Here is a 25850-nt window from a genome sequence, read left to right as displayed (position 1 = left end):
ATGAAAAAGACGCTGATTTTGTTAGGGATGGTAGTGGCGCTGGTGATCCTGCCGTTCTTTATCAACCATGGTGGAGAGTACGGCGGCTCAGACGGTGAGGCGGAGAGTCAGATTCAGGCAATTGCCCCACATTATGAGCCGTGGTTCCAGCCGTTGTATGAACCGGCAAGCGGTGAGATTGAAAGCCTGCTGTTTACGCTTCAGGGATCGCTGGGCGCAGCCGTGATTTTCTACATTCTGGGTTACACCAAGGGCAGGCAACGCCGTGATGACCGGGCTTGACAGGCTTAGCTATCAAAGCCGCTGGTTTCATGTCTCACCCGTGCGGAAATTTCTGCTCTGGCTGATGATGATGATTCTGGCGTTTACTCTGCCCCCGTTGGGGCAGGGTATTGAGCTGTTACTGATTGCCGTGCTGAGCTGCTGGCTACTGCGCATTTCCTTCTGGCGCTGGTGTCGTTGGATGGCATTACCGTTTGGTTTTCTGACGGTCGGCGTCGTGACCATTCTGTTTAGTTTTAGCCGCGATCCGCAGACGCTGCTGGCCAGCATCCCCGTTGGAAGCTATTGGTTAGGCGTTAGCGCGCCAGGGCTTGTCACCGCCAATGAAACCTTCTGGCGCAGCCTGGCTGCGCTGGCGGCGACGTTCTGGCTGGTCCTGAATCTGCCGTTTCCGCAATTGATTATCTTACTCAAACGCGCGCACGTTCCTCGCCTGCTCACTGAGCAGATCCTGCTAACCTGGCGCTTTATTTTTATCCTGTTAGACGAGGCGCTGGCTATTCATCGCGCACAAACGCTACGTTTTGGTTATCGTAGCTTGCCGTTGGGCTATCGCTCGCTGGCGATGCTGGTGGGATTGCTGTTTACCCGCGTGTTGATCCGCTACCAGCAAATGACCACCACACTGGATATCAAACTGTATCAGGGTGATTTTCACCTGTAAGGAAAAGTATGCTTGCCACTTCAGCGCTTTGGTTTCGCTATCAGGATGACCCGATCCTCAAAGGGCTAACGCTGGACTTTTCAACGCATGCCGTCACCGGGCTGGTCGGTGCTAATGGCTGCGGGAAATCCACGCTGTTTATGAACCTGAGTGGTTTACTGCGCCCGCAGGAAGGCGCGGTGATGTGGCAAGGCAAACCGCTGGATTACAGCAAGCGCGGCCTGCTGGCGCTGCGTCAGCAGGTGGCAACCGTATTTCAGGATCCCGACCAGCAAATTTTTTATACCGATATCGACAGCGATATTGCCTTCAGCCTGCGCAACCTTGGGGTGGATGAGACTGAAATCTCCCGCCGGGTGGATGATGCGCTCACGCTGGTTGATGCCCAGCATTTTCGCCATCAGCCTATTCAGTGTTTAAGCCACGGGCAAAAAAAACGTGTGGCGATTGCAGGGGCGTTGGTGTTGCAGGCGCAGTATTTGCTACTGGATGAACCTACTGCGGGCCTTGACCCATCAGGCCGCACGCAGATGATTGAGATAATCAAACGCATCGTAGCGCAAGGAAACCACGTGGTTATCTCCAGCCATGATATCGATCTTATCTATGAAGTCAGCGATGCAGTGTACGTTTTACGCCGGGGTGAAGTGCTAACGCACGGCTCGCCGGGTGATGTGTTTGCCCGGACGGATCTTATTGAACAAGCGGGATTAACTCAGCCCTGGCTGGTGAAGCTGCATACCGAGCTGGGCTTCCCGCTGTGTAAAACAGAGGCTGAATTTTTTAGCTGTATGCGAGAGAACGCACTGAAGGAGGCGTCATGACGCAGGCAATAATGTTGCAGGGAACGGCATCTGATGTAGGTAAAAGCGTGTTGGTCGCCGGTCTGTGTCGAATTTTTTATCAGGATGGACTGCGTACCGCACCGTTCAAATCGCAGAACATGGCGCTGAACTCTGGCATTACGCCAGAGGGCAAAGAGATGGGCCGCGCGCAAATTTTTCAGGCTGAGGCCGCCGGTATTACGCCAGATGTGCGTATGAATCCGGTGCTGCTTAAGCCGACCAGCGATCGTAAAGCGCAGGTTGTGCTGATGGGCAAAGTGGCAACCGATATGGATGCGGTGAGCTACCACGAGTACAAACCGAAACTACGGGATCAAATCCTGTCTGTTTATAACAGTCTGGCGCAGGAGTTCGATGTGCTGGTACTGGAAGGGGCGGGAAGCCCGGCTGAGATTAACCTGCGCGATCGCGATATCGTCAATATGGGGATGGCTGAAATGGCACAGTGCCCTGTCGTCCTGGTGGCGGATATCGACCGCGGCGGGGTGTTTGCCTCCATTTACGGCACGCTGGCGCTACTGCACGACCATGAACGCGCCAGGGTAAAAGGGGTGATCATCAATAAGTTTCGCGGTGATGTGGCGTTGCTGTATTCCGGGATTGAGCAAATTGAAGCGCTGACCGGCGTTCCGGTCCTGGGCGTCATGCCATGGCTGGACGTTGACCTGGAAGATGAAGATGGCGTTGCGCTGCAAAAGGGCAAATATTTGCGCACAGACAAACGCGACATCGATATCGCCGTTGTTCAGATACCACACATTTCTAACTTTACTGATTTCAATGCGCTTGCCGCACAGCCGGATGTGCGCGTGCGCTATGTTCGCCAGCCTGAAGAGTTGGCGGGGGCCGATCTGGTGATTCTGCCCGGCAGCAAAAACACCCTGGGCGATCTGGTGTGGCTGCGTGAAAGCGGGATGGCGCATGGCGTGGTGCAATTACATCGTAATAACGTACCCGTGGTGGGGATTTGCGGTGGCTATCAAATGCTCGGCGAAACCATCATTGATGAAGTTGAGTCAGGACTCGGTACGTTGCCGGGTCTGGGCTTGCTCAATACCGTAACGCATTTTGCCCAGCACAAAACCACGACCCTGGTTGAGGGACAAATGTCCTCCTCGCTGCCGGACTGGCTGGCGGGTACCGCGGGATTATCCGTACGCGGTTATGAAATTCATATGGGCGAAACGGCATTAACCGAGGAATGCCGGTCGGTGATGACGCTGCGTAAAGACGGTGGCAACGTGGCTGATGGCGCGGTCACTGCCGATGGCCTGGCGTTCGGCACCTATCTTCACGGTCTGTTCGACAGCGATGAATTTACCCGTGCGCTGGTTAATGGCCTGCGAGAACGTAAAGGGTTAGCGCCGCTGGATTCCACCTTCCATTACGCGCAATATAAATCGCAGCAGTTTGATCTGCTGGCGGATGCGATGCGGCAACACATCGATATTGAGAAAATTTATACCATCATGCAGCAACACCGGGAGCCAGTATGATGATTCTGGTGACTGGCGGCGCACGAAGCGGCAAGAGTCGGCATGCGGAAGCGCTGATCGCAGACTCTCCAAACGTTTTGTATATCGCGACTTCGCAGATTTTTGATGAGGAGATGGCTGCGCGAATTCAGCATCATCGTGACGGACGTCCTGCGCACTGGCGGACAGCCGAACGCTGGCAACATCTCGATGAACTGATTACGGCAGCAAACGATCCACAAGAAGCCATTCTGCTGGAGTGCATCACCACGATGGTGACCAACCTGTTGTTTGCGCTGGGCGGTGATAGCGACCCGGATAGCTGGGATTACGCGGCGATGGAGCAATCTATTGAGGATGAAATTCGTTCGCTGATTGCGGCCTGTCAGCGTTGTCCGGCGAAGGTTGTGCTGGTCACTAACGAAGTCGGAATGGGGATTGTTCCGGAGAACCGTCTGGCACGGCATTTTCGCGATATTGCAGGACGTGTGAACCAGCGACTGGCGGCGGCGGCTGATGAGGTCTGGCTGGTGGTATCAGGAATTGGAGTCAAAATTAAATGAGTAAGTTGTTCTGGGCAATGCTCTCTTTTATTAGTCGCTTGCCCGTTCCTGCTCGCTGGTCGCAAGGACTGGATTTCGAGCACTATTCACGTGGCATTGTGATGTTCCCGCTAATTGGCGTGGTGCTGGGAGGGCTGACGGGGCTGGTCTTTATGGCGCTGCAGCCCTGGTGTGGGGTGCCGTTGGCGGCCCTGTTTGCAGTCCTCACGCTGGCGTTATTGACCGGGGGATTCCATCTCGACGGTCTGGCGGATACCTGTGACGGTATTTTTTCGGCCCGTCGACGCGAGCGGATGCTGGAAATCATGCGTGACAGCCGCCTGGGGACCCACGGTGGACTGGCGTTAATTTTCGTGTTGCTGGCGAAAGTGCTGGTGGTGAGCGAACTGGCTTTGCGGGGCACGCCGATGCTGGCGGCGCTTGCAGCCGCTTGTGTCGCCGGGCGGGGTACCGCTGTTTTACTGATGTATCGACATCGCTACGCCCGCGAAGAAGGGCTGGGCAATGTCTTTATCGGTAAAGTCACCGGGCGTCAAACCTGCGTCACGTTGGGATTTGCGGCGATCCTGGCTGCCGTGCTTCTTCCTGGCATGCGCGGCGTGGCGGCGCTGGTTATCACGATAGTGGCGATTTTTATTCTTGGGCAGTTATTAAAACGCACGTTGGGTGGGCAGACCGGCGATACGCTGGGCGCAGCCATTGAACTTGGCGAGTTGATTTTCCTGCTGGCTCTGCTCTGAGTCAGCCAACATACTGGAACCCTTATGCAGACTTTAACCTCTTTACTCCACGCAATCCCTTCACCTGATAGTGCTGCGATGCTGCGTGCACAGCAGCATGTCGATGGCTTGCTTAAACCGCCAGGAAGTCTTGGTCGACTCGAGTCGCTCGCCGTGCAACTGGCCGGAATGCCGGGTCTGAAGGGCGTACCGCATGTGAATGGCAAAGCGATGCTGGTGATGTGCGCCGATCACGGTGTATGGGATGAAGGGGTTGCCGTTTCGCCTAAAATCGTCACGGCTATTCAGGCTGCTAATATGACGCGTGGGACGACAGGCGTTTGTGTGCTGGCCGCTCAGGCGGGGGCAAAGGTACATGTGATTGATGTCGGCATCGATGCTGAGCTTATCCCTGGCGTGGTGAATATGCGTGTGGCGCGCGGCTGCGGCAATATTGCACAAGGCCCGGCAATGAGTCGTTCGCAGGCCGAGGAGCTGCTGCTGGAGGTTATCCGCTATACCCATGAGCTGGCCAAAGATGGCGTAACGCTGTTTGGCGTCGGTGAACTTGGTATGGCAAATACGACACCAGCGGCGGCAATCGTCAGCGTGCTGACCGGCAGCGATGCCGAGGATGTGGTGGGTATCGGCGCTAACCTGCCGCTTTCAAGAGTAGGCAATAAAGTCGATGTTGTGCGGCGAGCAATTGCCGTCAATCAACCGGATCGCAATGACGGTATCGATGTGCTGGCTAAGGTAGGCGGGTTTGATCTGGTCGGCATGGCGGGTGTGATGTTGGGGGCGGCCTCCTGCGGCCTGCCGGTCGTGCTGGACGGTTTTCTCTCTTATTCCGCTGCGCTGGCGGCCTGCCAGATTGCGCCGCAGATTAAACCTTACCTGATCCCGTCACATTTCTCCGCCGAGAAGGGGGCTCGCACCGCGCTGGCGCATCTTGAACTGGAGCCGTATCTCAATATGGGGATGCGTTTGGGTGAAGGCAGCGGGGCCGCGCTGGCGATGCCGATTGTTGAAGCCGCCTGTGCAATGTACAACAACATGGGGCAGCTTGCCGCCAGTAACATTGTGCTTCCGGATGGTAAGGAAGCATAGTTACGTGAGTTCCTGACCCCGCCTTATGGCGGGTTTTTTTATGCGGATTTTAGGCGTAACCCACTAAAACAGATAATAAAAGCTATAATAAACGGATATCTGCTGCGGCGAAGGAAAGGAAAAAAATGCGTCGTGTAAAACTGCTTTGTTCACTCATTATGCTGCTCGTGAGTCAGAGCGCGCAGGCGGTGAGTTATCCGCTCCCGCCTGAAGGCAGTCGCCTGGTGGGGAGCCCTTTGACCATTACGGTACCTTCAGGAAACACTCAGCCGTTGGAAGCTTTTGCCGCGCAGTACGGACAGGGGTTGAGCAATATGCTGGAGGCCAATCCCGGCGTGGATGTTTTTCTGCCTAAGTCTGGCTCTACGCTGGTTGTGCCACAGCAACTGATATTACCGGATACTGTACGCGAGGGGATCGTAATCAACGTCGCAGAAATGCGCCTTTACTATTATCCCGCTGGCAGCAATACGGTTGAGGTTTTACCCATTGGCATTGGCCAGGCGGGTAGAGAAACGCCGCGTAACTGGGTGACGGCGGTAGAACGTAAGCAGGAAGCACCAAGCTGGACGCCTACGCCGAATACCCGGCGCGAATACGCAGCTCGTGGGGAAAGCCTGCCGGCGTTTGTTCCTGCCGGGCCAGATAACCCGATGGGACTGTATGCGATTTATATCGGTAGGCTTTATGCCATTCATGGCACAAATGCGAATTTCGGTATTGGTCTGCGGGTAAGTCAGGGGTGTATCCGTTTGCGTAATGACGACATTAAATATCTGTTTGATACCGTACCGGTAGGGACGCGTGTGCAACTGATAGACCGACCGGTGAAATACAGCGTAGAGCCTGACGGTAGTCGCTGGGTGGAAGTGCATGAACCACTGTCACGAAACCGGTCGGAATACGAGTCTGACAGAAAAGTTCCCTTGCCAGTCACCCCCGCGCTGCGCACCTTCATCAGCGGGAATGACGTGGATATGAGTCGCGGAAATCAGGCACTGGAAAGACGCTCCGGCATGCCGGTGAATATCAGTCTGACTCAGACCCATTACTAATTTTCAAGGCGACCCTGTGACCCTTAGCCTGAGTGGGTCGCTTTTTTAATTTGATACTGGCCCATTTTTACCACGCCAATATGGTCTGCCATTAGCTGCGCCTCGTGTTCGCTGTGTGTAACCAGCAGTGCCGTTTGCCCGGCGGCACGCAAAATATCCCGCACCTCGTTGCCAAGACGCTCACGCGTGCGCTTATCAAGGCTGGAGAAAGGCTCATCGAGCAGCAGGATTTCCGGATGCGGCGCCAGCGCGCGCGCAAGAGCGATACGCTGCTGTTGACCGCCGGACAGTTCATGCGGATAACGGCCGGCATGACTGTGCAACTCCACCATTTTTAACAGCTCCGCCACCCGGACCTGCTGCTGCTCACGCGGCATACGTCGTAACCCAAAGGCCACGTTTTGTTGCGCGGTCAGGTGAGGGAATAACGCATATTCCTGAAAGACCATGCCGACATGCCGTTTTTCCGGCGGCAGATGAACACCGGAACCGGCAACGCGGCGCTGCGACACATAGATCTCTCCGCTTCGCAGCCGTTCAAATCCGGCAACTGCGCGTAACACGGTGGTTTTTCCGCAACCTGAAGCGCCCAGTAGACAGGCGATCTCTCCTTTACGTACCGACATTGAAAACCCGCTCAGCACCGATTGCTGGCTGTTGCCGTAGGCAACATGCACATCCTGGAGTCGTAATGCAATTTCTGACATTGTTACTCTCTTAACCACGGCGAGTCATCTGGTGACGCACCAACAAAATAACCGGTAGCGTGCCAGCTAAAACAATCATTAGCGCGGCGATAGCACCTTCTTCATAGGTTCCACGGGCGGCTTCTGCATACAGCAACGTTGCCAGCGTTTCGAAGTTTACCGGGCGCAACAGCAACGTTGTTGGCAGTTCTTTCATAGCATCGGCAAAAACCAGCAGGGCGCTACTCACTAACGCCGGGCGCAGCAATGGGAAATGAACTCGTGCAAATGTGCCGGCACCATTCTCACCCAACAGACGAGAAGCCTGCTCCAGCGAAGGCGGAATGCGGCCCAGGCCGGAATCCAGTGCGCCGATAGCAATCGCCTGGAAACGCATGGCACAACAAATTACCAGCAGGATCCCGGCGGACATCAGCGGCAGGCCGCGAACATCCAGTAAATCTGCCAGCCAGCGGTCGACTGCCATGGCGGGGGTTAAAAAACCAATCGCCAGAATTGTACCGGGAACCGCGTAGCCTAAAGAAGCCAGACGCATTACACCACGGCGAAATCCTGGCATCGCGTTATCTGCGGCGCTATGCCGCGCGCTCCAGGCCACCAACATACTGACGCAAACCACCACCAACGTGGTTCCCGCGGCCAGTGATAACGTATTTTGTAATGCAGCCAGTAACGAGGAGGATATAGGGCTCTCGTCACCTATACGTTTGGCGCTTTCCCAGATTAAAAACAGCACCGGGGCCAGAAAGCCCAGCACAACCGGCAGCGAAATAACGACACCGAGTAGCCAGCCACGCCAGCCTTGCACGCGGGTGGGTTGAATTTCCCGCAGGCTACGGCTGCTGAATCCCTGTTTTCTGCGGCCATAAAATTCCAGCGTCAGAATAAAGAATATAAACATCAGCATCATGCAGGCGATTTGCGCTGCGGCAGATAAATCAGAGCGAGAGATCCACGTGGTGTATACGGTAACGGTTAACGTTTGTACCCCGAGAAACTCCGACGCGCCAATATCGTTAAGCGTCTCCAGCAACGCCAGACTGATCCCGACGGCCATTGCCGGGCGTGCCATGGGGAGTGCAACACGAAAAAAGGTCCCGGTCGCGCTGCATCCCAGCGTACGCGCTGCTTCCAATAGATGGGCCGGCTGGCTGATAAACATGGCGCGGGTTGTCAGGTACACGTAAGGATAAAGTACTAATCCGAGCAGGATTATTGCGCCGGAAAGGGAACGTAAATCGGGCAGGCGGAACTGTCGCGGGTTGTCAAAGCCCAGTATAAAACGGATAAAGGTTTGCAACGGGCCAATCGGATGCAGCAGATCGAGCCATGCAAAGGCAACGATGTAGGTCGGCATTGCCAGCGGCAACAGCAGCGCCCAACTGAGAATTTTTCGCCCAGGGAAATCCCATGCCGTTACCGCCCATGCGCTGCCTACGCCAATGACGCCAACCATTATCGCGACACCCGCTAGCAACAGCACGGTGTTTTTTAGCGCTGAAGGCAGTACATATGTCATAAGATTATCCCAGTGGGATAAATCAGCCTGAGTGGCCTGCCAGATCAGCGCAACGATGGGGGTCAGGACGCCAAGTGCGACGCACAGCGCGCCAAGATGCAACGGCGTTAATAATGACTGCGGCCCGGAAACCAGGCCGCGTAACGTCGGAAACTGCAGAGATTTATTGATCGAATCCAACTTTATCTACCAGCAGGCTAGCTTGTTTACGATACTTCACGATTTCGGTGAGCGGCGTTTTATCGACATCGATTTCACCGATTGTGGCGCTGATAACCGGGTCAAGCGTTACGCCTTTCAGTACCGGATATTCGAAGTTCGCTTTCGCGTACTGCTGCTGGGCAGGCGCGGAAACCAGATATTCCATCAGCTTAACGGCATCGGCTTTATTCGGCGCATAGCGGGCAACGGCTGCACCGCTGATGTTGACGTGCGTACCACCATTTTCAAAGGTGGGTTTAACGACTTTTATGGCATCGCCCCACTGACGCGCATCGCTGCCTTCTTTGGCGTTCTTCATATGACCGACGTAATAGGAGTTAGCCAGACCAATATCACAAATTCCGCCGAGGATATCGCGGGCAACATCGCGGTCGCCGCCGGTGGCTTTACGCGCCAGGTTAGCCTTCACGCCGCGCAGCCATTCTTCGGTTTTAGCTTCACCATGATGGGCAATCATCGCGGCGATCAGCGCCGTGTTGTAGGGGTGCTGACCGGAACGAATACAAACTTTACCTTTGTATTCTGGGCTGGCGAGCTGTTCGTAATGCCAGTTATCGATTGGCAGCGACTTCTCGGCATACAGTACGCGGGCGCGCATAGAAAGCGCAAACCACTGATTATCCGCGCCGCGCAGATTCGCCGGAATGGCGGCTTTCAGCGCTTCTGACTCTACCGGCTGGGTGACGCCAGCTTCAACTAAATCGATGAGATTTCCGGCATCGACGGTCATCAGCAGGTCGGCAGGGGAGTTTTTGCCTTCAGCCTTAACACGCTCAAGCATACCGTCTTTGATATAGACCGTACTTACTTTGATACCGCTGGTTTTAGTCCAGCTATCAAGTAAAGGCTGGATCAGGCCCGGTTCACGGGTGGTGTAAAGCGTTAACGTTTCCTGAGCGAAAGCCGGCAGGCTGACAGAGAAGAGGAGGGCGGAGGCAAGCGTGCTACGGCGCAATCCGGTGCGAGTCAGAGCATTCATCGTTTTTATCCCAGAGTAATTGGAACATACAGTGAACCGAGTCGGGACTCGTTCTTTTGGCTCGCGTACAATAAATGATAATCACTAGCACTTACAATAATTGCAAAGTTTAAACGATTTACATTTACACAACTTTAATCAACGATGTGATGCGGCATGGAATGGGGAGTTATGGCAGACTGAGCGCTCATAGAGGCAGCTTTTACACAGACGTGAAAAGCAAAAAGCCCGCTTAAGTTTCCTTAAGCGGGCTTCTTAAATATGGCTCCTCTGACTGGACTCGAACCAGTGACATACGGATTAACAGTCCGCCGTTCTACCGACTGAACTACAGAGGAATCGTGTGAACGAGGCGCATATTACTGACCTCATCATGAGGTGTCAACAGTAAAATTAGCGCGTCATTTCAATTGGTTAATTAATCTTCAAATTCAGTGTTAATGCGTGTTTGGTGAGCGATAATCGTCGTCTCCCCGGGTATCGCGTAACCGCTCCATGGGGTTCTGGCGATAAAACTGGATGAAACGCTGCCATAAGGCAGGAAAACGCGGAGCAAATAATTCAGGAGCACTGAAAAAATACTCCGATAGCACGGCAAAGCATTCAGCAGGATCGGTCGCTGCGTAGGCATCTATACTGCACGCAGTTTCTCCAACCAGATCGATCTCATCCTGAATATTGTTCATTGCAGCATGCAGGTCGTGTTCCCAACCGGCGATATCGCGCAGGGGAATCGCCGGAATACCGCTGGCACGATCGCCATTACGCATATCAAGCTTGTGCGCCACTTCATGGATGATCAGATTAAAGCCGGAGGCATCAAAGGAATCCTGAATATCAAGCCAGTTGAGGATTATCGGGCCTTGTTGCCAACTCTGCCCGGACTGTACCACGCGTTGATTATGCACCAGCCCAATATCGTCTTCCCATTCATCGTCTACGACAAATGGGGCAGGGTAGATGAGAACTTCATGAAACCCGTCGAGCCACTCAATCCCCATTTCCAGAACAGGTAAACAGAATAGCAGAGCTATGCGCGCACTTTTTAGTGGGTCCAGCTCAAACCCCTGAAGAGCGACTAATCTTTTTTGTTGTAAAAAGCGCTCGGCCAGGGCAATAAGTCTGGCTTGTTCTTGCTCGGTGAGATTCACCAAAAGGGGAATAGCCAGGGCGTTGTCCCACGGCCAATCGTCACTCCGGGTTGCTTCTTGTTCTTTCCAGGGCCACTTAATCATCGTTTTGCTCGCAAACTCGTCACTTGAACGAAATTGACGGAACTGGGTCTGTTAAAATGCCAAATTACCTGGCATCATGGCAACCGCCAAAACGGAGAGATGCCAGAGCGGCTGAATGGACCGGTCTCGAAAACCGGAGTAGGGGTAACTCTACCGGGGGTTCAAATCCCCCTCTCTCCGCCACTATTCAAGCACTTGCACGCCTTGCTTTCAACGACAGTTCTCATGGATGTCTTTTTCTTTGAGTATCCTCACAAGTTTATCGTTGTAATGCTCGTGTGGTAAAAAATACGCTTCGTATAAAGAAAAAGCCCGCTTTATAAAAAGCGGGCTTGCCTGTTTGCGCATCAATTAGAACTGATAGACTAAACCAACGGCAACGATGTCATCTGTCGCAATACCATTGCTTTCATAGAAGTTGTCGTCTTCGTCCAGCAGGTTGATTTTATAATCAACATAGGTGGACATGTTTTTATTGAAGTAGTAAGTCATCCCCACATCAACATATTTAACTAGATCTTTGTTGGTGTAGCGTGGATTGCCATTGCCGTCGTATTCCCAGCCACCTAAATCAACGCCTTTAGACATCAGGAAAGAAACTGCTGGGCGCAGACCAAAATCAAACTGATATTGAGCGGTCGCTTCAAAGTTTTGCGTTTTGTTAGCGATACCGCCAGCAAATCCATCACCTGAACCGTAATAGGTCATATTGCGAGTTTCAGAATACATGGCTGCCAGGTAAACGTTGTAGGCATCATATTTAGCGCCAACGGTCCAGGCATCTGCTGTTTCACCGCCAGCGTAGCTATTGACATGAGTACTATCGCCACGGCCACGGGAAACCTGGTCATTGGTACGGTCAGAGCTGGAGTATGCGGCACCCAGGCTCAAACCGAAGTCGAAGTCATAGGAGGTAGACATACCGAAACCGTCGCCATTTTCTTTCGCCAGTTTTCTACCTTTACTATTACCAGAACCTTCTTGATTTGCGCTGCTACCTTCGTTGTTACCCTGGTACTGCAAGGCAAAGTTCAGACCATCAACCTGACCAAAGAAGCCTTTATTACGGTAGGTAGCAACACCGTTGGTACGACCGGTCATATAGACGTCGGTCTGGGCATAAGTATCACCCCCAAATTCCGGCAGCATATCGGTCCAGGCTTCTACGTCATAGACGACGCCATAGTTACGACCGTAATCAAAGGTACCGTTCTCACCAAATCCAAAGCCCGCGAAAGCCAGACGAGTCCATGAATCGCCTTTGTCACCATCGGTGCCGTTGGCTTGAATGTTATATTCCCACTGACCATAGCCAGTTAGGATATCGTTGATTTGCGTTTCGCCTTTGAAACCCAGACGTGCATAGGTCTGATCGCCGTCGCTGCCTGCGTCGTCAGAGAAATAACGCAGAGCAGCAACTTTACCGTACAGATCCAGTTTATTGCCGTTCTTATTATAAATTTCAGCCGCATTTGCTGCGCTTGCAGCTAATAAGGCAGGGAGAAGCAGTGCCAGTACTTTTCTTTTCATTATGTATTCCCTTTATATAATAATTAAAATGAATATGTAGCGCTATCTGAAAGACTACATTTGAATACTATCTATGAAGTTCATTTAATTTTAAATATAACATGTAACAAATGTATTTAAGATATTTCAAGATGTTTCATTGTTGCTTTTATATAATTAAAACTGCATGTCATTTGAATTAATATAATTCATATAAATGTATTTTTTATCATATAGTTATGATTTCTTTTGTTCTATCTTGTTGAATGTATATTATTGATATTTGTTATTTATTTTGCATGCGAGATTATAATTGAACTGCTTGTTTTGAATAATGGATTTATATATCCATTATAGTGATGCTTGTTAAGTGAATAATATGTATTGATGATAAAAAAGCGTCGACGGTAGTCTGACATAAGAATTGTTGCTAAGGTGGTTTTCTTTCTGCGAAGAGCGAGAGTATGGAACTACAGTACTGGCAGTCGAAATTTGAAGCCTGGTTACGTGACAATCATTCCGGGCACGACGCTGCCCATGACATCTTTCATTTTCGTCGCGTCTGGATGACATCACAAAAGTTGAGCATGGATGTGACCGTAGACTGGCTGGTGGTGCTGACGGCGTGCTACTTCCACGATCTCGTCAGTTTGCCGAAGAACCATCCCGATCGTCATCGTTCGTCGGTACTGGCAGCCCAGGAAACGCGTCGCGTTTTGAAGCGTGATTTCCCTGATTTCCCACAACAACGATTACCTGCCGTGTGCCATGCTATTGAGGCGCACAGTTTCAGCGCCAAAATCGTACCAGAAACCCTTGAAGCCAAAATCGTGCAGGATGCTGACCGGCTTGAGGCGTTGGGCGCAATTGGTTTAGCACGGGTATTTGCCGTGTCCGGCGCGTTAGGCGTGGCGCTGTTTGATGCGGAAGATCCGTTTGCCCGACAGCGTAGCCTTGATGATAAACAGTACGCACTCGATCACTTCCAGACCAAATTGTTGACGCTGCCGCTGACGATGCAAACTGAACACGGTCGGCATTTGGCGCAACATAATGCTGACTTCTTACTGACGTACATGGCGAAGCTGAGTGCGGAGTTAAAAGGAGAATATGAAATGCTGGATCTTGACGCGATTCAACCCTTTAAGCTGCGTTAGTCGCCAGTACAGCCGCAACGTCAACCGCGCTAAATTATGTTAACCTGTCAGCTATCCATTTCGGCCGGTTAAATGTATGCAGGATAATTTTTCAGTAGCAGGTTCCATGAACCCGATGACAGATGATAACGAGGCCGCCGCACAGGTGATTTTGGCTAAGTTGCTTGAAATATATGACGTGAAAACGCTGGTTGCTCATCTGAATGGTGTTGGCGAGAACCGCTGGAGTCCGGCCATCTTCAAGCGAGTGGTTGCCAATGAAACGTGGCATCGCCTCAGCGACGGTGAGTTGGCTCATCTGAACGACTTGCTGCCGAGGCCGCCTGCGCATCATCCACATTATGCTTTTCGCTTTATCGATCTTTTTGCCGGTATTGGCGGCATTCGTCGCGGCTTTGAGGCGATTGGCGGGCAGTGCGTGTTTACCAGTGAGTGGAACAAGCATGCGGTGCGCACCTACAAAGCGAATCACTACTGTGATCCTCACCAGCACCATTTTAATGAAGATATTCGCGATATCACCCTCAGTCATCATGATGGGGTGAGCGACCTGCAGGCGGCGGAACATATCCGCCAGCATGTTCCGCAGCATGACGTGCTGCTGGCGGGATTTCCTTGTCAGCCATTCTCTCTGGCCGGTGTATCAAAGAAAAACGCGTTAGGGCGGGCTCATGGCTTCGCCTGCGATACGCAAGGCACACTTTTTTTTGACGTGGTGCGCATCATCGATGCGCGTCGGCCGGCAATATTTGTGCTCGAAAACGTCAAAAACCTGAAGAGTCACGATCAGGGGAAAACGTTCCGCATCATTATGCAAACGCTGGATGAGCTGGGTTATGACGTGGCTGATGCACACGATAACGGGCCGGACGATCCGAAAATTATCGATGGGCAACATTTTTTGCCCCAGCATCGCGAACGTATTGTGCTCGTCGGCTTTCGCCGCGATCTGGATCTGAAATCAGACTTCACGCTGCGCGATATTGTCTCCCGCTATCCTCAGCGGCGTACGACGCTGGCGGAGCTACTTGAGCCGACCGTCGACGCAAAATATGTGCTCACGCCGGTGCTGTGGAAATATCTGTATCGTTATGCGAAAAAGCATCAGGCACGGGGCAATGGATTTGGCTATGGCATGGTGTATCCCGGCAATCCCGATTGCGTAACGCGCACATTATCGGCGCGTTACTATAAAGATGGGGCCGAGATCTTGATCGACCGCGGCTGGGATATGGCGCTGGGTGAAAAGGATTTTGATGATCCGCACAATCAGCGATACCGTCCGCGCAGGCTGACGCCCAGAGAGTGCGCGCGCCTGATGGGATTTGAATCACCTCAGGGCTATCAGTTCAGGATCCCGGTGTCGGACACACAGGCTTATCGTCAGTTTGGTAATTCGGTGGTCGTCCCGGCATTTGCGGCGGTAGCCAGACTGCTGGAGCCAAAAATCAAACAGGCGGTTGCTATTCGCGAGAAAGAGAAACTGCATGGCAGACGTTCACGATAAAGCGACGCGCAGTAAAAATATGCGGGCGATAGCAACCCGCGATACCGCAATTGAAAAACGCCTTGCCAGCGTACTGACAGAGCAGGGGGTAACGTTTCGCGTGCAGGATGCGACGTTACCCGGTCGTCCCGATTTCGTGGTGGATGATTATCGTTGTGTGATTTTTACCCACGGCTGTTTCTGGCATCATCACAACTGCTATCTATTCAAAGTCCCCGCCACACGAACAGCGTTCTGGCTGGAAAAAATAGGCAAGAATGTCCAGCGTGACGCGCGGGATTGTGAAAAATTGCAGGCTTTGGGCTGGCGCGTACTGATTGTCTGGGAGTGCGCCCTGCGTGGGCGCGAAAAGCTGGGGGAGGACGCGTTGTCCGAACGCGTCATCGAGTGGATCTGCGGCGGTGGCGACAGTGCGCAGATCGACCCCCTCGGTATCCATTTACTGTAACGTCTTTTCCGACGGGGTCGCAACGGCGTCCGCTTTAATGGGAAATAAGTATTTACCGAGTGTGACCAGTACCACCGCAAATACAATCACGCCAAGCGCCAGCCATTCGATGGGTGCCAGACTTTCTCCTCCCAGGCCGGTACCTAACAGTACGGCGACAACCGGATTAACGTAGGCATAGCTAGTGGCTAATGCCGGGCTGACGTTGCGGATCAAGTACATATACGCGTTGATGGCAATAATAGAACCAAACACGGCCAGATAGGCGACCGCCATAAAGCCTGAAAACGTCGGCATAGTGGTCAACTTTTCCCCGGAAATCAGCGAGGCGCACATCAGCACAATACCGGCGGCTAACATTTCAATGGCTCCGGCCATCATGCCAACGGGTAACGTTATGCGCGAGCCGTACACTGAGCCAAACGCCCAGCTTATCGAACCTATCAGGATTAAAATTGCTCCCCATGGATTACCACTCAAATTACCACCGCTGTTCAGCATGATGATCCCCGCGAGTCCAATTGCGATCCCCATCCATTCAAGTTTGCGCGTTTTGATGCCAAAAAAGTGGCTAAAACACAGCGTAAACAGCGGAACGGTGGCGACCACCACGGCGGCAATACCGGAAGGCACGTTTTGATGTTCTGCGACGGTGACCAGTCCGTTACCGACAGCCAGCAGCAGGATACCAATTAACGCGGCGTTCAGGAGCACGCGCAGAGGCGGCAGCTTATGTCCGCGGATTAGTAAGAATGCTGTTAATAAAATCCCCGCAGAGAGAAAACGAACGCCAGCCATCATCAACGGCGGCCAGCTTTCAACGCCAATGCGAATAACGAAGTACGTGGAACCCCAAATGATGTACAGCGCGAAAAGCGCACTGAAAAGCGGTAGCAATTGCCTGAAACGCATAATCCCTCACGGTGGAAATAAAAAGGTGCAACATAGTAAACGTCAAAACTATCTTGCTGGCGAGATTTATAATTACGTGGCGATGTTAAAAATTTGTTGACCAGAAAGGTCAGTTTCAGCATTGCGTGTTTTACTTCATACTTATGACTGCAAAAAAATAATATTGAGGGTAAAAATTTTGGCAGGAAGTAGCTTATTGACCTTACTCGATGATATCGCCACTTTGCTGGATGATATCTCTGTCATGGGAAAACTGGCCGCGAAAAAAACCGCGGGTGTGCTGGGAGATGATCTGTCGCTTAACGCGCAGCAGGTGTCGGGTGTGCGGGCGAACCGTGAACTCCCGGTGGTCTGGAGCGTCGCGAAAGGATCGTTTGTTAACAAAGTTATCCTTGTGCCGTTGGCGCTATTGATAAGCGCCTTCATTCCATGGGCGATCACCCCCTTATTAATGGTAGGCGGGGCGTTCCTCTGTTTTGAAGGTGTAGAAAAAGTTCTCCATACCCTGGAAGCGCGTAAGCACAAAGAAACCCCGGAAGAGCGTCAGCAGCGTCTGACATCTTTGGCAGCGCAGGATCCACTCACCTTTGAGAAAGATAAAATCAAAGGAGCGATACGTACCGACTTTATTTTATCTGCTGAGATTGTCGCGATTACGCTGGGGATCGTAGCGGATGCGCCATTGTTGAATCAGGTGTTGGTGTTATCTGGCATCGCGTTAGTGGTGACTGTGGGAGTCTACGGCCTGGTCGGGATTATCGTTAAGCTCGATGATATCGGATACTGGTTGGCAGAAAAGCGCAGTACGCTGGCCCAGTCGCTGGGTAAAGGGTTGCTGGTCGTTGCTCCCTGGCTTATGAAAACACTTTCCGTGGTCGGCACGCTGGCGATGTTTTTGGTTGGCGGCGGAATTGTGGTGCACGGAATAACACCGCTGCATCATGCGATTGAACATTTTGCCCAACAGCAAAGTGCATTGATTGCGCTGATGCTTCCGACCCTGCTGAATCTGGTGCTCGGATTTATCATTGGCGCAATAGTGGTGCTGCTGGTGAAAACCGTCGCCAGAGTGCGCGGAGTTTCGCACTAATTGTCGCAGGGTTGATTACGCAAAACCCTTCTTTGTCGTCTAAGGTGTAAAGGTTTCTCTTGATACAGGAGGCAGGTATGGTCTTTTCTGTCAGTGAGGAAGTCACCTCCAAAGAGGGTGGCCCACGCATGATCGTTACCGGGTATGCCAGCGGAATGGTGGAGTGTCGCTGGTACGACGGCTTTGGCGTCAAACGGGAAGCATTCCGTGAAGATGAACTGGTGCCGGGCGAGCGAAGAAAGCTCTGCCAGGATGCCTGAACACCTGGGGTGCGCGTAACCGGGTGATCTTTCAATCATTAGTTATATTTATCATTTTAGTGAGAATTATTTACTTGTCAGGCAAAAAAATTGCAGATAAGGTTTGTTTCACATCAGATTTCCTGGTGTAACGAATTTTCAAGTGCTTCTTGCATAAGCAAGCTTGATCCCGACCCGATAAGGGCCGGGATTTTTTTCGCCCTCAGTCAGCGATTGATCTCCGACACGCTAAAATCATGGATATCAAGCTCGAACGCGTCGGCCAGTTCATGCCACGTGTGGTAATCACGTCCGTCGACGCTGACGCGTTCAGGGTCATCCTGACTGCGATGAATTTCACTCTCGCAGATTTCGTTGATTGCCTTCAGTAGCGCGTCCACATCGACGCTGACTTCACGTTTGGCCGTATCGCTGTACTCTTTCGCGGTTTTCATCCTCATACCTCTCAACCGTTAAGGATACCGGGGGAGCGCATCCAAACATCAGATACGCACAACTTAAGTATAGACCGTCGATAAAACCCGCAATCGCGCGAGGCGGGCGCTGCCAGAAAAAGGAAATTGTTCTACACTGGCACAAAGCCACAGGAGGAAAACTATGAAGGTGAATGATCGGGTCACAGTCAAAACGGACGGCGGTCCTCGTCGACCGGGCGTGGTACTGGCTATCGAAGAGTTTAGTGAAGGCACCATGTACCTGGTTTCGCTGGAAGACTACCCGCTCGGTATCTGGTTCTTTAATGAGTCAGGTCATCAGGATGGTATCTTCGTGGAAAAAGTAGAATAAGGTGAGTTTTGCTGCATGATCCTGACTGGTGGATTCGCCACCAGTCAGAACGTGTTAGCGCGTATTCACAAAGATACCATTGGTAACGTTATCGGTGAGTCTCACAACGTGATAGATAACTTGCTTATTATGCGTCTTTATCTTTCGTTTTATATTCCCCTTATGGGATGACACGGTCTTGGCCTTGATATTCATTTGGTCGGATATCTGTATTGTTCCCTGACCCTCCATCCACATGCGTAGCATGCTGGACTCGGTACGGCTCAATGATAATGTCGGCAGATTCACATCAATGACAAAATCTACTTCTTTTTTCAGAATATCGCCAAGGAGTTCATCCAGTGAATCTGGTTTAATCGACTTAGAACTGATCAGTAAATTTTTTCTTACTAATAGATACTCATCAAAATGCACGTTGGCAATTGCCATAAACACAATAAATAATGTGCCAGGATGCTGATTAATGATTTGCTTTATTTGCTGGCTATTAGCAGGATCGTGGATAAAGCAGTCCTCATTAATAAACACCACAGCGGGCTGTTGAGAGACACAGGCGAGACTGAGCTCCTCAACGTTGGAAATGTTGTTGATTTCCCTTTTCTTCACCCCCCGACTTACCAGATATCCGGTCAACCCTAGCCGGGTGTAACTGCACAAATCCATAATAATCGTTGACATGGCATACCCTCACTCAATGCGTAACGATAATTCCCCTTACCTGATTATTTTCATCACAACTAAACGGAATAATAACGACCCAAGATGACGCTTTCGCTGTTTTTCAGGCGAAATTACTATCCCGTAAAGTTGCGTATAATTTGCCAGGAAACATCTTAAAGTAAAGTAAATGTTGCGTTATGTGAGTGAGTCAATAATAAATAAACCGCGACAGAGATATCCTGGTGGATGTTGTCGCTTTTTAAATTTAGGACAATCCTTAGTAAAACAGGATAAAAATTAAGGGTTATTATTTTCCGGGCATTTCGCTGACAATATCAGCCAACAAATTAAAAATTTCGCTGAATAATCGCTCGCAGAATGGCGCAATTAATGGCATCAGGGCCGCCATTAATGAAATACCCACGGCGAGGGTGAGTGGAAAACCGATAACGAAAATCGACAGTTGAGGAGCCATGCGATTCAACAGACCGAGTGCGAGGTTTAGGGTGAGTAGCAGCGTCATTATCGGCAGGGCCAACATTAGCCCGTTGAGGAAAATCAGGCTACCCGCCCGCGCCAGCGCGAGAAACGCATTGCTGTTCACCGGATTGCCGCCGATTGGCAAGGTATGAAATGTATCCACCAACAGCGAAATAAGCCACAAATGGCCGTTAAAAGTCAGGAATAACAGCATGGCGAGCATGTCGATCAGTCTCGCCAGTACCGGCATATTCAGACGGCTGCCGGGATCAAAGAAGGTTGCGAAGGAGAGACCCATTTGCAGACCAATTAATTCCCCGGCGGTACGTACTGCCGCGAAGGCAAACTGCATAGTGAAGCCCAGAGCGATGCCGATCAGGATTTGTTGCATTGCCTGCCATAGCGCCCCGATAGAAAAGATAGGGACGTCTACCGGGGGAATCGACGGAGCGATAACGACGGTTATCATTAACCCCAGCCCCAGTTTTACTCGTTTGGGGATCGCGCGCTCGCTGAGAATTGGAGCCGTTGAGATGAGCGCCAGGATGCGCAGCAAAGGCCAGAAGTAAAGATTCAGCCAGTGAAGCCACTCAACGCTGGTCACCTGCAGCATAATGTCATCTATCCGATGATGTAGGGGATATTGCTGAACAGCGTACGCACGTAGTCGAGCAGCAGGTTAAGCATCCACGGGCCGGCAACAATGATGGCAATAAAAACCGCGACAATTTTGGGAATGAAGGACAGCGTCATTTCGTTTATCTGGGTCGCCGCCTGCAAAATACTGATGATAAGACCTGTGACGAGGGCGACCAACAGCAAAGGCGCGGCAAGGGCCAGGGCGACTTTCATCGCCTCTGTGCCCATCATCATGACCGATTCAGGTGTCATTTCGCGCCTCTAACTGTAAAAGCTTTGTGCTAGCGAGCCGACAAGCAACTGCCAACCGTCTACCAACACAAACAGCATCAGCTTGAACGGTAGCGCGATCGTGGCCGGGGGGACCATCATCATCCCGAGCGCCATCAGCACGCTGGCGATGACCAGGTCGATAATCAGAAACGGAATAAAAATGGTAAAGCCTATCTGGAATGCCGTTTTCAGCTCGCTGGTGACATAGGCTGGAAGCAAAATCCGCATCGGTACGGCTTCTGGTCCCTGTAGGGGACCGCTGTTTGCTAAGCGCGCGAAGAGTGCCAGATCGGCTTCACGGGTCTGGCGCAACATAAACTCGCGCAGCGGCTGTGCGCCTTTCTCCATGGCTTCCTGCATAGAGATTTTCTCTTCGCTGAATGGCTGATATGCGTCAACGTAGATTTTGTCGATTACCGGCGACATGATGAAAAAGGTCAAAAATAGCGCCAGGCCCAGTAGCACCTGGTTCGGGGGGGCCGAAGGGGTTCCCAGCGCATTTCGTAACAGACCGAAAACGATGATGATGCGGGTGAAGCTGGTCATCATCAATAAAATGGCGGGCAGGAACGTCAGCGAGGTGATAAACACCAGCGTTTGCACGGGTAAAGACCAGCTTTGTCCGCCGCCAGGCAGCGGCTGGCTAACCAGACCCGGGAGCTGGGCGAGGGCTACTGGGCTGAAAAGCCATAAGCCTGCCAGCGTGATAGATAACAAACGGCGCATCAGGATCTCCCGGGACGCTTAAGCAAACTCTTCATCATGGCCTGGAAATCCGCGGGGGAGGCCGGTTTTTCTTCTGCATCAGCAGGCGCCGGGGGCAGGGTGTGCAGCACGTTAATTTGCGAGGCCGTGACGCCCAGTACCAGGCGCGCATCTTCAACCTCAACAATCACCACGCGCTCACGTGGACCCAGTGAGGTACTTGCCGCAACTTTCAGTCCGCGCGTACCGGCGCTTTTGGGGGCAAACCCCATACGCTTAATCACCCAGGCTGCAGCCAGGATCAATACGATGATCCCAAGCAGCGCGCCGCTTACCTGAACCAGCGGTGAGCCGGGTACGGCGGCTGGCTGAGAAACTGTAGCCTGGGTATTCATGATTAACGGCTCAGACGGCGCATGCGTTCAGATGGGGTAATAATGTCGGTGATACGTACGCCGTATTTGTCTGCGACAACCACCACTTCACCCTGGGCAATCAGGTAACCGTTGATCAGGATATCCAGCGGCTCGCCCGCCAGACCATCCAACGCGACGACCGAACCCTGCGTCAGACGCAGCAGCTCTTTGATGGTCATGCGGGTTCGGCCCAATTCGACGGTCAGTTTGACCGGAATGTCCATGATCAGGTCGATGTCCTGCAAGGCACCGCTGACGTCGCCGCCACCTAACTGCTGGAATACCGCATCGGCCGCACTTTTGGTGGGCGTGGTTTTTTGCTCGTTTAACGCGTCAGCCCACAGATCGTCCAATGCACCAGTGTTCTCATCGGACGGATTATTCATATCACTCATTTGGGCTGTTCCTCATTCAGCGAATTCAAAATCGGGTTTATCAGATGTTCTACGCGTAACGCATACTGACCGTTCACCGTGCCATACTGGCTGGTCAGTACAGGCACGCCGTCCACATGAGCAATAATGCGGTCGGGTTTTTCAATCGGCAGTACATCGCCGGGTTTCAGTTTTAAAATCTGGGATAGCCGCAGCGGAATGTCAGCAAAGTTTGCCACCAACTCCAGCTCAGAATGCTGAACCTGACGCACCAGATTATTGCGCCAGTTCTGATCTTCATTACGCGAGTTTTCCAGCGGCGGGTTCACCAGCAGCTCACGCAACGGTTCAATCATGCTGAATGGCAGACAGATGTTAAATTCACCGGTCAGATTGCCAATTTCAACGTGGAATGGGGTATTGACCACGATGTCGTTAGGAGACGTGGTGATATTGGTAAATTTCACCTGCATCTCGGAACGAACGTATTCCACTTCCAGCGGATTGATGGCCTTCCACGCGTCGCTGTAACTTTCCAGCGCCAGCTTCAGCATGCGGTTGATAACGCGCTGTTCGGTATGGGTAAATTCGCGGCCTTCCACTTTCGTCGGGAAGCGGCCATCACCGCCGAACAGGTTATCGACGGCGATAAATACCAGACTCGGTGAGAACACCACCAGACCCGTACCGCGCAGCGGCTTCAGGTGGATTAAGTTCAGGTTGGTCGGAACCGGTAAGTTGCGCGCAAACTCGTGGTATGGCTGGATACGGATCGCACCCACGGTAATATCCGGGCTACGGCGCAACAGGTTAAATAACCCCATACGGAACTGGCGCGCGAAGCGTTCGTTAATGATCTCCAGCGCCTGTAAACGCTCACGTACCACGCGGCGCTGGGTGTTGGGATCGTAAGGACGAATATCGCTTTCTTTTGCGATACCGGAAATGGGTTCGTCTTTAGTTTCGCTATCGCCATTAAGCAATGCGTCGATTTCAGCCTGAGAAAGAATACTGTCGCCCATGTCTTTACCGCAGAATAAAAGCTGTATAAAGAACGTCGGTGACAACCTGTTTGGGTTGCCCAACAACGAGCGGAGTCGCGAGCGTCTCTTTGATGGCGGCAATGAGCTGTTGCTTACCTTCTTCGGTGGCGAGCGTAGCCGCGTTCTGACGAGAGAACAGCAGCAGCAAGCGGCTGCGCACTTCCGGCAGATATTCGTTAAGACGTGAACGCGTTGCCTCGTCTTTCATGCGCAGCGTGATACCGATATACAGTACACGGTCCGCATCACCCAGATTGACGGTAAAGGTATCCAGCGCAAAGAATACCGGGGCTGGCGGTGGAGCCGGTTCCGCTTTGACGCTGGCGGACGGCTGCTGCTGCATGCGCCAGTAGCTATAACCCGCAGTTGCGCAGGCGGCGAGGGTAATCAATACCAGCAGAGGGATCCAAATAGCGCGTTTACTTTTTTTGTTAATCGCGGAGTCAGTCATCAGATACGGGCTTCCTGTTTCGGTACAGCTTATGGGCTGATTATCCCGTGTCCTGTCCACGACAAAGCGTGGAAAAGACGCGGATAATCATGCTACCTCTGGCGTTAGGCGAAGATGTCTACTGCTCCATCACCGCGTGCTGCGGCTTGCAGTGAGGCTGGCGCTGCCAGTACGGCGTCATCTTCAGCGGCAAAAATGTCTTGTCCCTGAGCGCGACCCGCCTGCTGTTGCTGCCCGGAAGACTGCTGATTACCGGCAAAGCTTTCACTACTGATACTGCTTTGTCCAAGCTGGATACCGCTTTCAGCCAACTGCGTACGCAGCATCGGTAATGCAGCTTCCAGCGCAGCGCGCACGTGACTGTGTGGCGATACCATTTGCAACTGCGCGAGGTTGTCATCCAGCTTGAGGGAAATGTGCACCTGGCCCAGATCCTGTGGATGCAGACGCAGTTCCGCGCTTTGCTGGCCCTGGCGAGTAAACAGAGTGACGTGCTGGCTCAGTGATTGCTGCCATTCCTGGCTACCCAATGGCGCGCTTAGCACTGGTGCGGCGGTCGGTAACGGCTGAGCGTGGGGCTGCGGGCTACTTAACGGCGCCGTCGCCATGCCAATGCTGGTCGGCGAAGGGGCGCTTTCAATTTCCGCTCTGGTCGTCGCCGCTGCCGTCAACGGGGTTAATGTCGGATTGTTTGTCTGATCTACGCTGCTGGCAGGCGTTGCAATATCCGCTTTGCCTTTTTTGGCATCACCTGGCAGCAATTCGCCAGCATTATCGGCGATAGCGCTGTGTACCGAACCTCGTGACAACGCCGAAAGCGTCGCATCAACGGGGGCTGGCGCGCTGTCGACGGCCGGCGTGGTCTGCGGTTGTCCTGGCAGCATGGCGAACAACGCGCTCAGGTTGGCGAGATCCTCATCGCTCAGTGCGGTGTTTTTTTTATCCTGCTGAGCGACTTTGCCCAGAGTCGTCAGGGCATTAACTTTCAGTGAGGGCGTGAGGGCAGACAACAGTTGCTGGGCGTCTGTCATGTCGACAAGAGAAGCATCAGTGTGCATCTCTTTTTGCGCCAGTAGTTCGGTCAACTTGAGCGACGGTGCTGAATCGCCATTTTTTTGCAATAACCCTTTTTGCAGTTTGCTACCGGCCGCCTGTAAGTCGGCAAACGACAGCGGGGCGTCTTTACCCTGCGCGTTGTCCGCACCTAATGCACCCGCCAGCAGCGCTAAAAAATCCTCGGGTGAATCAACCGCTTTGCCTGACTGAAGACCTGCGGCTACGTCGGTATCGGTGGTAATCAGTTGGGGTAAAGTAATCATTCGGGTTTCCTCATAGCTGCGCGCTGAGCAAATTCATCCATTTTTTTCTGATCCAGGCGGTTTTCGGCCAGTAACGCCGCCGAGGTTTGTCTGTCCTGCAGAGTCTGCCACGCCTGTAAACGTTGTTTTTTGTCGCGCCAACTGTTCAATGCCTGGTCTACTTTCTGCGTCCACTGATTGAGCTGTTGGCGGTGTTGCTCAATCGCTTTTTCCAGCGTCTGAATAAATTGTTGGTAATTGATCCAGCGATTACTGGTAATACCCTGACCCATGTCACTGTTCAGATTGTTGCGATACTCATGCTGATAATCGATCAGCATTTTCAACTGCTCTTCCGCCTGCTGACAGCCACGACGCATCTCTCCCAATAAGACAGCGGCGTCATCTACCTCTTTTTCAGCCAGGTCTTTCAGTGTGGCTAATGCACCATGTTGTGCCATGACCTA

The 25850-nt window shown here is 52.3% G+C and carries 31 protein-coding genes and 2 tRNA genes; 15 read left to right on the top strand and 18 right to left on the bottom strand.

Annotated elements, in window-relative coordinates; genetic code table 11:
- The 8 genes from N0B36_RS07460 (at position 1) to ldtA (ending at position 6713) form a co-directional block, all read left to right on the top strand.
- On the top strand, positions 1-282 hold the full coding sequence (locus tag N0B36_RS07460) for an energy-coupling factor ABC transporter substrate-binding protein (protein WP_006683999.1): 282 nt from the start codon (positions 1-3) through the stop codon (positions 280-282).
- Positions 269-946: an energy-coupling factor ABC transporter transmembrane protein gene (locus tag N0B36_RS07455; protein ID WP_259687144.1), complete on the top strand. Its 678-nt coding sequence runs from the start codon at positions 269-271 to the stop codon at positions 944-946. Before N0B36_RS07460 ends, N0B36_RS07455 begins: the two co-directional genes overlap by 14 nt.
- Positions 947-954: 8 nt before the next feature.
- Positions 955-1770: an energy-coupling factor ABC transporter ATP-binding protein gene (locus tag N0B36_RS07450; protein WP_016153514.1), complete on the top strand. Its 816-nt coding sequence runs from the start codon at positions 955-957 to the stop codon at positions 1768-1770.
- On the top strand, positions 1767-3287 hold the full coding sequence (locus tag N0B36_RS07445) for a cobyric acid synthase (protein WP_047357945.1): 1521 nt from the start codon (positions 1767-1769) through the stop codon (positions 3285-3287). Before N0B36_RS07450 ends, N0B36_RS07445 begins: the two co-directional genes overlap by 4 nt.
- Complete coding sequence (gene cobU, locus N0B36_RS07440) at positions 3284-3829, top strand: bifunctional adenosylcobinamide kinase/adenosylcobinamide-phosphate guanylyltransferase (protein ID WP_016156859.1); 546 nt, start codon at positions 3284-3286, stop codon at positions 3827-3829. Before N0B36_RS07445 ends, cobU begins: the two co-directional genes overlap by 4 nt.
- Positions 3826-4569: an adenosylcobinamide-GDP ribazoletransferase gene (gene cobS / locus N0B36_RS07435; protein ID WP_047415506.1), complete on the top strand. Its 744-nt coding sequence runs from the start codon at positions 3826-3828 to the stop codon at positions 4567-4569. The genes cobU and cobS overlap by 4 nt, the downstream gene beginning before the upstream one ends.
- A gap of 24 nt (positions 4570-4593) precedes the next feature.
- Positions 4594-5658 (top strand): nicotinate-nucleotide--dimethylbenzimidazole phosphoribosyltransferase, encoded by a 1065-nt coding sequence (gene cobT, locus N0B36_RS07430; protein ID WP_016156857.1) that lies wholly within the window; start codon positions 4594-4596, stop codon positions 5656-5658.
- 125 nt (positions 5659-5783) lie between these two features.
- Complete coding sequence (gene ldtA / locus N0B36_RS07425) at positions 5784-6713, top strand: L,D-transpeptidase (protein WP_185654816.1); 930 nt, start codon at positions 5784-5786, stop codon at positions 6711-6713.
- A 23-nt stretch (positions 6714-6736) separates the two neighbouring features.
- Here ldtA and N0B36_RS07420 read toward each other — a convergent pair whose 3' ends face one another.
- From N0B36_RS07420 to mtfA, 5 genes are all read right to left on the bottom strand, one after another.
- Positions 6737-7420: an ABC transporter ATP-binding protein gene (locus N0B36_RS07420; RefSeq protein ID WP_049281910.1), complete on the bottom strand. Its 684-nt coding sequence runs from the start codon at positions 7418-7420 to the stop codon at positions 6737-6739.
- Positions 7421-7430: 10 nt separating this feature from the next.
- Entirely contained in the window at positions 7431-9119 is a 1689-nt protein-coding gene (locus N0B36_RS07415) for an iron ABC transporter permease (RefSeq protein ID WP_259686347.1), read from the bottom strand.
- Positions 9103-10140 (bottom strand): extracellular solute-binding protein, encoded by a 1038-nt coding sequence (locus tag N0B36_RS07410; RefSeq protein WP_200046995.1) that lies wholly within the window; start codon positions 10138-10140, stop codon positions 9103-9105. The genes N0B36_RS07415 and N0B36_RS07410 overlap by 17 nt, the downstream gene beginning before the upstream one ends.
- 262 nt (positions 10141-10402) lie before the next feature.
- Positions 10403-10478, bottom strand: a tRNA-Asn gene (locus N0B36_RS07405).
- Positions 10479-10577: 99 nt separating this feature from the next.
- The gene (mtfA, locus tag N0B36_RS07400; protein WP_259686339.1) at positions 10578-11375 is read right to left on the bottom strand and encodes a DgsA anti-repressor MtfA; all 798 of its coding nucleotides are present in this window, start codon (positions 11373-11375) and stop codon (positions 10578-10580) included.
- 93 nt (positions 11376-11468) lie between these two features.
- Here mtfA and N0B36_RS07395 point away from each other — a divergent pair.
- Positions 11469-11558: transfer RNA gene (locus N0B36_RS07395), tRNA-Ser, on the top strand.
- 168 nt (positions 11559-11726) lie between these two features.
- Here N0B36_RS07395 and ompC read toward each other — a convergent pair.
- Positions 11727-12905: a porin OmpC gene (gene ompC / locus N0B36_RS07390; RefSeq protein ID WP_259686331.1), complete on the bottom strand. Its 1179-nt coding sequence runs from the start codon at positions 12903-12905 to the stop codon at positions 11727-11729.
- Between the two features lie 443 nt (positions 12906-13348).
- Here ompC and N0B36_RS07385 point away from each other — a divergent pair, with 443 nt between their 5' ends.
- From N0B36_RS07385 to N0B36_RS07375, 3 genes are all read left to right on the top strand, one after another.
- A complete protein-coding gene (locus N0B36_RS07385; RefSeq protein WP_053389322.1) occupies positions 13349-14041 on the top strand; it encodes a phosphohydrolase in 693 nt (230 codons plus the stop codon).
- A 76-nt stretch (positions 14042-14117) separates the two neighbouring features.
- Complete coding sequence (locus N0B36_RS07380; protein ID WP_103847940.1) at positions 14118-15548, top strand: DNA cytosine methyltransferase; 1431 nt, start codon at positions 14118-14120, stop codon at positions 15546-15548.
- Positions 15529-15996 (top strand): very short patch repair endonuclease, encoded by a 468-nt coding sequence (locus N0B36_RS07375; RefSeq protein WP_181221612.1) that lies wholly within the window; start codon positions 15529-15531, stop codon positions 15994-15996. Before N0B36_RS07380 ends, N0B36_RS07375 begins: the two co-directional genes overlap by 20 nt.
- Here the strand turns inward: N0B36_RS07375 and yedA are convergent.
- On the bottom strand, positions 15988-16908 hold the full coding sequence (gene yedA, locus N0B36_RS07370) for a drug/metabolite exporter YedA (protein WP_016156848.1): 921 nt from the start codon (positions 16906-16908) through the stop codon (positions 15988-15990). The two genes, N0B36_RS07375 and yedA, sit on opposite strands and share 9 nt — an antisense overlap.
- A gap of 178 nt (positions 16909-17086) precedes the next feature.
- Between yedA and N0B36_RS07365 the strand changes: the two genes are divergently transcribed.
- Both N0B36_RS07365 and N0B36_RS07360 read left to right on the top strand, forming a co-directional pair.
- Positions 17087-17998 carry a DUF808 domain-containing protein gene (locus tag N0B36_RS07365; RefSeq protein WP_029139582.1) on the top strand — a complete coding sequence of 304 codons (912 nt, stop codon included), beginning with the start codon at positions 17087-17089 and terminating at the stop codon, positions 17996-17998.
- A 77-nt stretch (positions 17999-18075) separates the two neighbouring features.
- Positions 18076-18258, top strand: coding sequence for a YodC family protein (locus N0B36_RS07360; protein ID WP_016153498.1), 183 nt, complete (start codon positions 18076-18078; stop codon positions 18256-18258).
- 206 nt (positions 18259-18464) lie between these two features.
- Here N0B36_RS07360 and yodD read toward each other — a convergent pair whose 3' ends face one another.
- Positions 18465-18692, bottom strand: a complete 228-nt coding sequence (gene yodD, locus N0B36_RS07355; protein WP_003030417.1) for a YodD family peroxide/acid resistance protein — start codon at positions 18690-18692, stop codon at positions 18465-18467.
- A gap of 163 nt (positions 18693-18855) precedes the next feature.
- On the opposite strand from yodD, the gene dsrB reads away from it, so the two are divergent.
- Entirely contained in the window at positions 18856-19044 is a 189-nt protein-coding gene (gene dsrB / locus N0B36_RS07350) for a protein DsrB (protein WP_003030419.1), read from the top strand.
- A gap of 54 nt (positions 19045-19098) precedes the next feature.
- On the opposite strand, the gene rcsA is transcribed toward dsrB, so the two are convergent.
- The 10 genes from rcsA to fliJ all read right to left on the bottom strand — a co-directional run bounded on the left by rcsA (position 19099) and on the right by fliJ (position 25844).
- Entirely contained in the window at positions 19099-19722 is a 624-nt protein-coding gene (gene rcsA / locus N0B36_RS07345) for a transcriptional regulator RcsA (protein ID WP_016153497.1), read from the bottom strand.
- A gap of 289 nt (positions 19723-20011) precedes the next feature.
- Positions 20012-20797 (bottom strand): flagellar biosynthetic protein FliR, encoded by a 786-nt coding sequence (gene fliR / locus N0B36_RS07340; RefSeq protein ID WP_019077076.1) that lies wholly within the window; start codon positions 20795-20797, stop codon positions 20012-20014.
- A gap of 8 nt (positions 20798-20805) precedes the next feature.
- The gene (gene fliQ / locus N0B36_RS07335; protein WP_003030425.1) at positions 20806-21075 is read right to left on the bottom strand and encodes a flagellar biosynthesis protein FliQ; all 270 of its coding nucleotides are present in this window, start codon (positions 21073-21075) and stop codon (positions 20806-20808) included.
- Between the two features lie 9 nt (positions 21076-21084).
- The gene (gene fliP / locus N0B36_RS07330) at positions 21085-21822 is read right to left on the bottom strand and encodes a flagellar type III secretion system pore protein FliP (RefSeq protein WP_006684053.1); all 738 of its coding nucleotides are present in this window, start codon (positions 21820-21822) and stop codon (positions 21085-21087) included.
- The gene (gene fliO, locus N0B36_RS07325; protein ID WP_029139581.1) at positions 21822-22199 is read right to left on the bottom strand and encodes a flagellar biosynthetic protein FliO; all 378 of its coding nucleotides are present in this window, start codon (positions 22197-22199) and stop codon (positions 21822-21824) included. Before fliO ends, fliP begins: the two co-directional genes overlap by 1 nt.
- Complete coding sequence (gene fliN, locus N0B36_RS07320; RefSeq protein ID WP_003030433.1) at positions 22199-22612, bottom strand: flagellar motor switch protein FliN; 414 nt, start codon at positions 22610-22612, stop codon at positions 22199-22201. The genes fliO and fliN overlap by 1 nt, the downstream gene beginning before the upstream one ends.
- Positions 22609-23613, bottom strand: a complete 1005-nt coding sequence (fliM, locus tag N0B36_RS07315; protein WP_003030434.1) for a flagellar motor switch protein FliM — start codon at positions 23611-23613, stop codon at positions 22609-22611. Before fliM ends, fliN begins: the two co-directional genes overlap by 4 nt.
- 4 nt (positions 23614-23617) lie before the next feature.
- Positions 23618-24085 (bottom strand): flagellar basal body-associated protein FliL, encoded by a 468-nt coding sequence (gene fliL, locus N0B36_RS07310; protein ID WP_016153493.1) that lies wholly within the window; start codon positions 24083-24085, stop codon positions 23618-23620.
- Positions 24086-24189: 104 nt separating this feature from the next.
- Positions 24190-25404 carry a flagellar hook length control protein FliK gene (gene fliK / locus N0B36_RS07305; protein WP_259686265.1) on the bottom strand — a complete coding sequence of 405 codons (1215 nt, stop codon included), beginning with the start codon at positions 25402-25404 and terminating at the stop codon, positions 24190-24192.
- The gene (fliJ, locus tag N0B36_RS07300; RefSeq protein WP_016153491.1) at positions 25401-25844 is read right to left on the bottom strand and encodes a flagellar export protein FliJ; all 444 of its coding nucleotides are present in this window, start codon (positions 25842-25844) and stop codon (positions 25401-25403) included. The genes fliK and fliJ overlap by 4 nt, the downstream gene beginning before the upstream one ends.
- Positions 25845-25850 lie beyond the last annotated feature (6 nt).

It is taken from the genome of Citrobacter sp. XY323, from assembly GCF_025106035.1.
Taxonomy (GTDB): Bacteria; Pseudomonadota; Gammaproteobacteria; order Enterobacterales; family Enterobacteriaceae; genus Citrobacter; species Citrobacter braakii.
This window is presented reverse-complemented; position numbering and strand designations above follow the sequence as displayed.